This is a genomic window from Pseudomonas sp. SDO5591_S426, from assembly GCF_054070755.1.
In genome coordinates this window covers 1-6,636 of record NZ_JBSVXD010000254.1, presented here as the reverse complement: position 1 = coordinate 6,636, position 6,636 = coordinate 1, and the positions used below count along the sequence as shown (strand labels likewise).

The window sequence follows — 6,636 nt, the reverse complement described above, 5'->3', positions numbered from 1 at the left end:
GTGTGCCGATATTGTGAACGACCTAGAACACTGTGGGAGCGGGCTTGCCCGCGATAGGGCCGGCACAGACACCAACTATCTAACGGTGCCCCGCAATTCTCCCACCACGCGCTGCAACTCCGCAGGCTCAGCCGCTTCAACAGCCGGCCCAGCCACCAACGTCACCCGCGACCACAACCGGCGAAACAACCCTTTGCCTGGATCACGGCTGAAGAAACTCCCCCACAACCCCTGCAAAGCCAATGGAATCACCGGCACCGGTGTCTCTTCAAGAATCCGCGTCAGCCCGCCCTTGAACTCATTGATTTCGCCATCAGCCGTCAACTTGCCCTCGGGGAAAATGCACACCAGTTCGCCGTCCTTCAGATACCGGGCAATGCGCGTGAAGGCCTTTTCGTAGATCTGGATGTCTTCGTGACGTCCCGCAATCGGAATCGTCCCCGCCGTACGGAAGATAAAGTTCAGCACCGGCAGGTTGTAGATTTTGTAGTACATGACAAAGCGAATCGGCCTACGTACCGCACCGCCAATCAGCAAGGCATCGACGAACGAAACGTGGTTGCACACCAGCAACGCGGCGCCTTCGTCCGGTATCAATTCAAGATTGCGATGCTGCACGCGGTACATGGAATGGCTGAGCAGCCAGATCATGAAACGCATGGTGAACTCGGGGACAATTTTGAAGATGTAGGCGTTGACGCCGATGTTGAGCAACGACACCACCAGGAACAACTGCGGGATCGACAGCTTGGCCATGCTCAGCAGGATGATCGAGACAATCGCCGACACCACCATGAACAACGCATTGAGAATGTTGTTGGCGGCAATAACCCGCGCACGCTCGTTCTCGGCAGTGCGTGACTGGATCAGTGCATACAACGGAACGATGTAGAAACCACCGAACACGCCGAGTCCGAGGATGTCGAGCAACACCAGCCAGGTGTGGCCGAAGCCGAGAATTTCGATCCAGCCATGCCCCGCAACGCTGTCCGGAATTCCGCCGGAATGCCACCACAGCAGCAAACCGAACACGGTCAGGCCGAACGAACCAAAGGGCACCAGGCCGATTTCGACTTTGCGCCCGGAAAGTTTTTCGCAGAGCATCGACCCCACGGCGATACCGACCGAGAACACCGTGAGAATCAGCGTCACCACGGTCTCGTCGCCGTGCATCCATTCCTTGGCATACGCCGGGATCTGCGTCAGATAAATCGCCCCGACAAACCAGAACCATGAGTTGCCGACAATCGAGCGCGATACCGCTGGAGTCTGCCCCAGGCCCAGCTTAAGCGTGGCCCACGACTGGCTGAAAATATTCCAGTTCAGGCGCATTTCCGGCGTCGCCGCCGCTGCCCGCGGAATGCTGCGACTGGCCAGGTAACCGAGCACGGCGATGCCGATGATCGCGGTAGAAACCACGGGCGCGTAATGACTGGACGACATCATGATCCCGGCACCGATGGTCCCGGCCAGAATCGCCAGGAAGGTGCCCATTTCCACCAGACCGTTGCCACCGACCAGCTCATCTTCACGCAGCGCTTGCGGCAGGATCGAATACTTCACCGGACCGAACAGCGCCGAATGCGTGCCCATGGCGAACAGCGCCAACAGCATCAGCGACAGGTGATCGAACATGAAGCCGACCGCGCCGACCGCCATGATGACGATTTCCCCGAGTTTGATCAGACGGATCAAGGCGTCCTTGGCAAATTTTTCCCCGAACTGCCCGGCCAGCGCCGAGAACAGAAAGAACGGCAGGATGAACAGTAGCGCACACAGGTTGACCCAGATCGACCGGTCACCTTCGATGGTGAGCTTGTACAAAATGGCGAGGATCAACGACTGCTTGAAGATGTTGTCGTTGAACGCCCCGAGGGACTGGGTCACGAAGAACGGCAGGAAACGCCGGGTGCGCAGCAAGGTGAATTGTGAGGGGTGACTCATCGTCCATGTGTCCCTGATGTTGGGTAAAGAGTGGCCTGGGTTCTTTGATTGGAATGTCGATCATCGATCCAGGCCACACATTACCTAAACTTCGCAGGTTATTTCTTCAAACCTGCGATGCATGGCGACACAAACAACTCACCCCGCCATGCGCCTTGCAGCGTGCGCTTGCCGACGATCAGCCACATCACCGCCAGCAATGCCACCAGCAGGCAGCCGAAGACAGCAAAAAATGTCAGGTTCAAGGTACTGGCCAATTTCAGCGTTGCCAGGGAATAGACGCCCAACGGAAAGGTGAAGCCCCACCAGCCAAGGTTGAAAGGTATGCCGGCGCGCAGATAACGCAGGGTGATCAGCACCGCCATCAGCATCCACCACAAGCCGAAGCCCCACAGGGTGATACCGGCGACCAGACCCAACCCGGCCGCAATTTCACCGATGCCTGCCATGCCATTCGCGGCGAAGATCGCCGGAGCGTCGGCGCCCAACAGCAACATGCCCAGCGCACCGGTGCCGATCGGCCCCAATGCCAGCCAACTGGAAGCGGCCATGTTTTCGTGGGGCAATTTGTGCAGCGCCATGCGCAGCAGCAGAATTGTCAGAATGCTGAACGCCACCGGTAGGGAAAATGCCCAGAGCACGTAGCTGGTCACCAGCACCACCAGTTGCGAGTGAGCATCGACCAGGTGTGGCGCCAGCAAGCCACCGCTGGCGGCCGCCACTTCTGCCGCCACCACAGGCAACAACCACACGGCAGTCATTTGATCGATGCTGTGTTCCTGGCGAGTGAACATCATGTAAGGAATCAGCACCCCGCACGCCAGCGACATCGCCACATCCAGCCACCACAGCACCTCGGCCAGTTGAATCACGCCTTCGCCCCAGCGCGGCAAACCGAACAGCAGAATGCCGTTGATGATGGTCGCGAGGCCCATGGGAATGGTGCCGAAAAACATCGAAACCGTGGAGTGGCCGAAAATCCGCCGCGCCTCATCAAAAAACAGCAGCCAACGCGCCGCGTACAGTGCCGTGAACAACAGAAACAGAAAGATGTTGAACAGCCAAAGGACTTCGGCAATGCCGTGCAAAACGGAATTGCCGATGGGCAATTGCGCCAGCGCCAAGGCCAGCACGCCGGTGCCCATGGTGGCGGCAAACCAGTTCGGAGTGAACTGGCGAATCACCTCGCGCGGATGCTGCAGGTGGCTGAAAGGTTTGATTCCGGGCTTGGCGATGTTGGGGCATGTCATGGCGAACTCCTGTCCTCTCGTGAGGTGGAGCCCATCATAGATCCGGATCGAATATCTATATAACGGGTAATATCTCTAACTGTTATCTATTTTGCAGATACAAACAGCAACCCGCTTTTATGGCTGTCCGGAAGCGCTGCAAGCGCTGACCGAGCGCTGGCGCATCAACGCGATCAAGGCGCTGAGCGACAGGATGATCAACACCGCACCATAACCATCGGTGGTGGTGACCAGCCCAAAGATGTGCGTGAGATTGCCGGCCAGCAGCGACGGCAGGCAGAACGCCAGATAACTGAGCACGTAATACGCCGACATCAATCCGGCCCGTTCATGGGGCAAGGCCAGTGGCACCAGACTGCGCACGGCGCCGAGGAAACCGGCGCCAAAGCCACACCCGGCGATGAGGGTGCCAAGGAAAAACAGCGACAGGCTCGCGTTGTGCACACCCAGCAAAATCAGGATCAGGCCGATCGGCAGCAGGCTGGCTCCCAACTGCAATGATCTGGCGGCGGCACGATTGCGCAACGTGTAGATCATCAACGCGCCCGTCAAAGTCAGTGCGGCGACAGTCGCGCCGCCGATCAGGTTCGACGTCGAGCCAGTCGCCGTGCGCACCAGGGATGGCGCCAGGGAAGCGTAAAAACCGCCGAGCGCCCAGGTCGCAGTGTTAAGCGGCAGCACTCGCCACAAAGTAGAACGCGCCTGAACCGGTACATGCAGTGTTGGCCGCAACGAGGCCCAGGCACCGGGTTGTGACGAGACACTCTCCGGCAAACGCCAGACGTACACGGCCTGCATCGCGAACAAGGCCAGCAGTAGCCAATAGGTCAAGTGCAACGGCGCCGGCGCAAACTGCGCCAGCAAACCGCATCCCAATCCGCCCAACGCCATGCCCATCAACGGGGCCACGCTGTTGATCAACGGCCCTTGCTGGCGATCGGTGTCCAGCAGCGTTGCACTCAGCACAGCGGTCGCCATGCCGGTGGCGAAGCCTTGCAGTACTCGGGCGCTGATCAGCCAAGTGACGCTGTCGGCGTAGATGAACAACAGCATCGCCACGGCATTGAGCATCACTGCCGTGAAGATCACCGGTTTGCGTCCAAGAAAGTCCGAGAGCGAACCGACCGTCAACAGCGCCGCCAGCAGGCTGAGGGCGTACACGCCGAAAATCAGGGTCAGCACGGCAGACGAGAATTGCAGTTGCTCTTGATACAATTGATACAACGGCGTCGGCGCAGTGGAAGCCGCCAGAAAACTGAGCAAGGTGATTGCCAGGAACCACAGGCCTGCACGGTTTGAATGGGAACTGGACATGGAAATCTCCGCAAAAGCTAATTTTTTGCTTTTGCGGAGTGTGCTACCGGATTGCGCTTAAAGCAAATTCTTTGTGTTAAGGTCCGATGCATTGCTTTTCAGAACCGGCGTTCTGTCGACACAGATCCCGGCGCGAGACAGGAACTAAGTGATGACCGCTCCCACTTTACGTCCCGGTGGCCGCAGTGCCCGGGTACAAGAATCGATTCATACCGCCGTGCGCGAACTCCTCGAAGAGCAGGACCGCGCCAGCGTGACGGTGCCGCAGATCGCTGCGCGCGCCGGCGTTACGCCCTCGACCATTTATCGGCGTTGGGGTGATTTGTCGGCGTTGCTCGCGGACGTTGCGCTCGCGCGCATGCAACCGGAAACCGAATCGGCCAACACCGGCAGCCTGCATGGCGATGTGCGCGCCTGGGCGGATCAATACCTGGACGAAATGAGCTCCGCGCCCGGTCGCAACATGCTGCGCGACGTGCAATCGAGCCTCAAGCCGAGCTATTGCGCGACGATCATTGGCGGGCAGTTGCAGGTCATTCTCGATCGTTATCCGGATCAGCCGAAGCCTGGTGTCGATCGGCTGATCAACCTGGTCGCGGCCCCTATCGTGTTTCGCATTCTGTTTTCCGAGGCGCCGCTGGAGGCCGAGGAGTTGCATCGATTGATCGAGATTGCCTTGAGTCAGCCTTAGCGAGCGACGCCAGCATCAAGATTGCCCATGGCACCTATCACTTCGATAGCCAAGCTCGATTCGCCGCCTGCATTTAGCGGGCCTATTCTTCAAGCATGTGTTCAACATGGACTTGAGGATCAGCATCATGGGCAAACGTCACCCCAACCTTCCCGCCTGGCAATGGCGTGCCTACCCGAACAATCACCAGCACCCGACCAATCTGGTGTTGCACCTGATTGCCGTGCCGCTGTTCATCGTGGCGTTTTTGCTGATTGTGTCCGGGGTGTTCGGCCTGAATCTGGCGAACTTCGCCATCGGCATCATCGGCGTGATCGCCGCGCTCGGTTTGCAGCGCCATGGTCACAGCATGGAGGCTGAAGCCTCCGAGCCGTTCAGCGATCGTAAAGACGCGGTCTCGCGCCTGCTGGTCGAGCAGTTTCTGACCTTCCCAAGGTTTTTCCTCAGTGGCGGCTGGTGGCGCGCCTGGCGTGAGCGCCACCGCCGTCATTGATCAGGCGAACACCGTCACTGTTTGCCGGCTCATGGCAATCAATCGACCTTCAGCGTCCCACATCTTGGCCGCAGCGTGGCCGTAGCCGTCGGCGGCGTGCTCGGTTTCCACAAGGTATTTGCACCAGTCCAGCGTGCTCAATTCCAGCAACGGCTGCACGAACTCGATGGTCCAGGTCAGCGTGCTGCCCATGGCCGGTTTATTCAGGAACGGCATTACGGCCGGAGGCCAGGCGTCTACCAGCGCGAGGATGTGCGCCTCGCTGACCGCCTCTTCCTTCACATCACCGCGCAAGCGTACCCAGCCACCCATCTGGCGAGATGTGCTGCCGGAGAACGGCAAGCCGCCGACACTCCAGCGCATCGCCAGGTGCCGCATGAATTCCGGGATGACGCCCTCGATAAACGGCAGTTCCTGACAGTCGTCCCAATGCTTCATCTCGGGCGCGGGCTCTGATTTCACCGCCACTTCGGAGGGACGCGAGGCACCGAAGCTGCCCTGGATCAACGTCACCACCTGCCCCTTCTGCATCGCGCGCCCCAGCACCTGGCTGACGGCTTTGCCTTCGCGCAACACATCGACTTCAAAACTGACCGGCACTTCCGGCTCGACAGGTCCTACGAAAGTGATCGCCAGTGAACGCACTGGCCGATCCGCCGGGACTTTTGCGCGCATGGCTTCGTACTGCAAAGCGGCCACCAAACCACCGAAACTGGCGCGGCCCTGCGCCCAGGAGGCCGGGATAGACAACTCCAGCGGCTGGCGGCGGACGGCGTCGAGCAGATCGGAGAAGCGCATGAAAACCTCAGGAGCAGAAAAAGGATGAAGGGATCTTAACCAGCCGGCGAAGGCTGTACAGCGCGCATTCCGGCCAAATTGGCTGACAGATGGGCCGCTGACGTGTGCTTCTGTGTAGGAGCTGCCGAAGGCTGCGATCTTTTGAT

At 59.3% G+C, this 6,636-nt stretch carries 6 protein-coding genes; 2 read left to right on the top strand and 4 right to left on the bottom strand.

Annotated features, from left to right (window positions below; genetic code table 11):
• Positions 1 to 75 precede the first annotated feature (75 nt).
• From ACW9JC_RS27710 to ACW9JC_RS27700, 3 genes are all read right to left on the bottom strand, one after another.
• Positions 76 to 1,944 (bottom strand): MFS transporter, encoded by a 1,869-nt coding sequence (locus ACW9JC_RS27710; RefSeq protein ID WP_457459020.1) that lies wholly within the window; start codon positions 1,942 to 1,944, stop codon positions 76 to 78.
• A 98-nt stretch (positions 1,945 to 2,042) separates the two neighbouring features.
• Entirely contained in the window at positions 2,043 to 3,194 is a 1,152-nt protein-coding gene (locus tag ACW9JC_RS27705; RefSeq protein WP_457459018.1) for a TDT family transporter, read from the bottom strand.
• A 117-nt stretch (positions 3,195 to 3,311) separates the two neighbouring features.
• Positions 3,312 to 4,508 (bottom strand): MFS transporter, encoded by a 1,197-nt coding sequence (locus ACW9JC_RS27700; RefSeq protein WP_457459016.1) that lies wholly within the window; start codon positions 4,506 to 4,508, stop codon positions 3,312 to 3,314.
• A 151-nt stretch (positions 4,509 to 4,659) separates the two neighbouring features.
• On the opposite strand from ACW9JC_RS27700, the gene ACW9JC_RS27695 reads away from it, so the two are divergent.
• Together ACW9JC_RS27695 and ACW9JC_RS27690 are read left to right on the top strand one after the other, a co-directional pair.
• Positions 4,660 to 5,199 carry a TetR/AcrR family transcriptional regulator gene (locus ACW9JC_RS27695; RefSeq protein ID WP_457459014.1) on the top strand — a complete coding sequence of 180 codons (540 nt, stop codon included), beginning with the start codon at positions 4,660 to 4,662 and terminating at the stop codon, positions 5,197 to 5,199.
• A 127-nt stretch (positions 5,200 to 5,326) separates the two neighbouring features.
• Entirely contained in the window at positions 5,327 to 5,692 is a 366-nt protein-coding gene (locus tag ACW9JC_RS27690; RefSeq protein ID WP_448106843.1) for a terminase, read from the top strand.
• Here the strand turns inward: ACW9JC_RS27690 and ACW9JC_RS27685 are convergent, their stop codons facing one another.
• The gene (locus ACW9JC_RS27685) at positions 5,693 to 6,490 is read right to left on the bottom strand and encodes an acyl-CoA thioesterase (RefSeq protein ID WP_457459012.1); all 798 of its coding nucleotides are present in this window, start codon (positions 6,488 to 6,490) and stop codon (positions 5,693 to 5,695) included. It abuts the gene before it with no gap.
• Positions 6,491 to 6,636: the final 146 nt, after the last annotated feature.

Coding starts and splice junctions, on each gene's coding strand:
- ACW9JC_RS27710 (WP_457459020.1), bottom strand. CDS start 1,944: ATGAGTCACCCCTCACAATTCACCTTGCTGCGCACCCGGCGTTTCCTG.
- ACW9JC_RS27705 (WP_457459018.1), bottom strand. CDS start 3,194: ATGACATGCCCCAACATCGCCAAGCCCGGAATCAAACCTTTCAGCCAC.
- ACW9JC_RS27700 (WP_457459016.1), bottom strand. CDS start 4,508: ATGTCCAGTTCCCATTCAAACCGTGCAGGCCTGTGGTTCCTGGCAATC.
- ACW9JC_RS27695 (WP_457459014.1), top strand. CDS start 4,660: ATGACCGCTCCCACTTTACGTCCCGGTGGCCGCAGTGCCCGGGTACAA.
- ACW9JC_RS27690 (WP_448106843.1), top strand. CDS start 5,327: ATGGGCAAACGTCACCCCAACCTTCCCGCCTGGCAATGGCGTGCCTAC.
- ACW9JC_RS27685 (WP_457459012.1), bottom strand. CDS start 6,490: ATGCGCTTCTCCGATCTGCTCGACGCCGTCCGCCGCCAGCCGCTGGAG.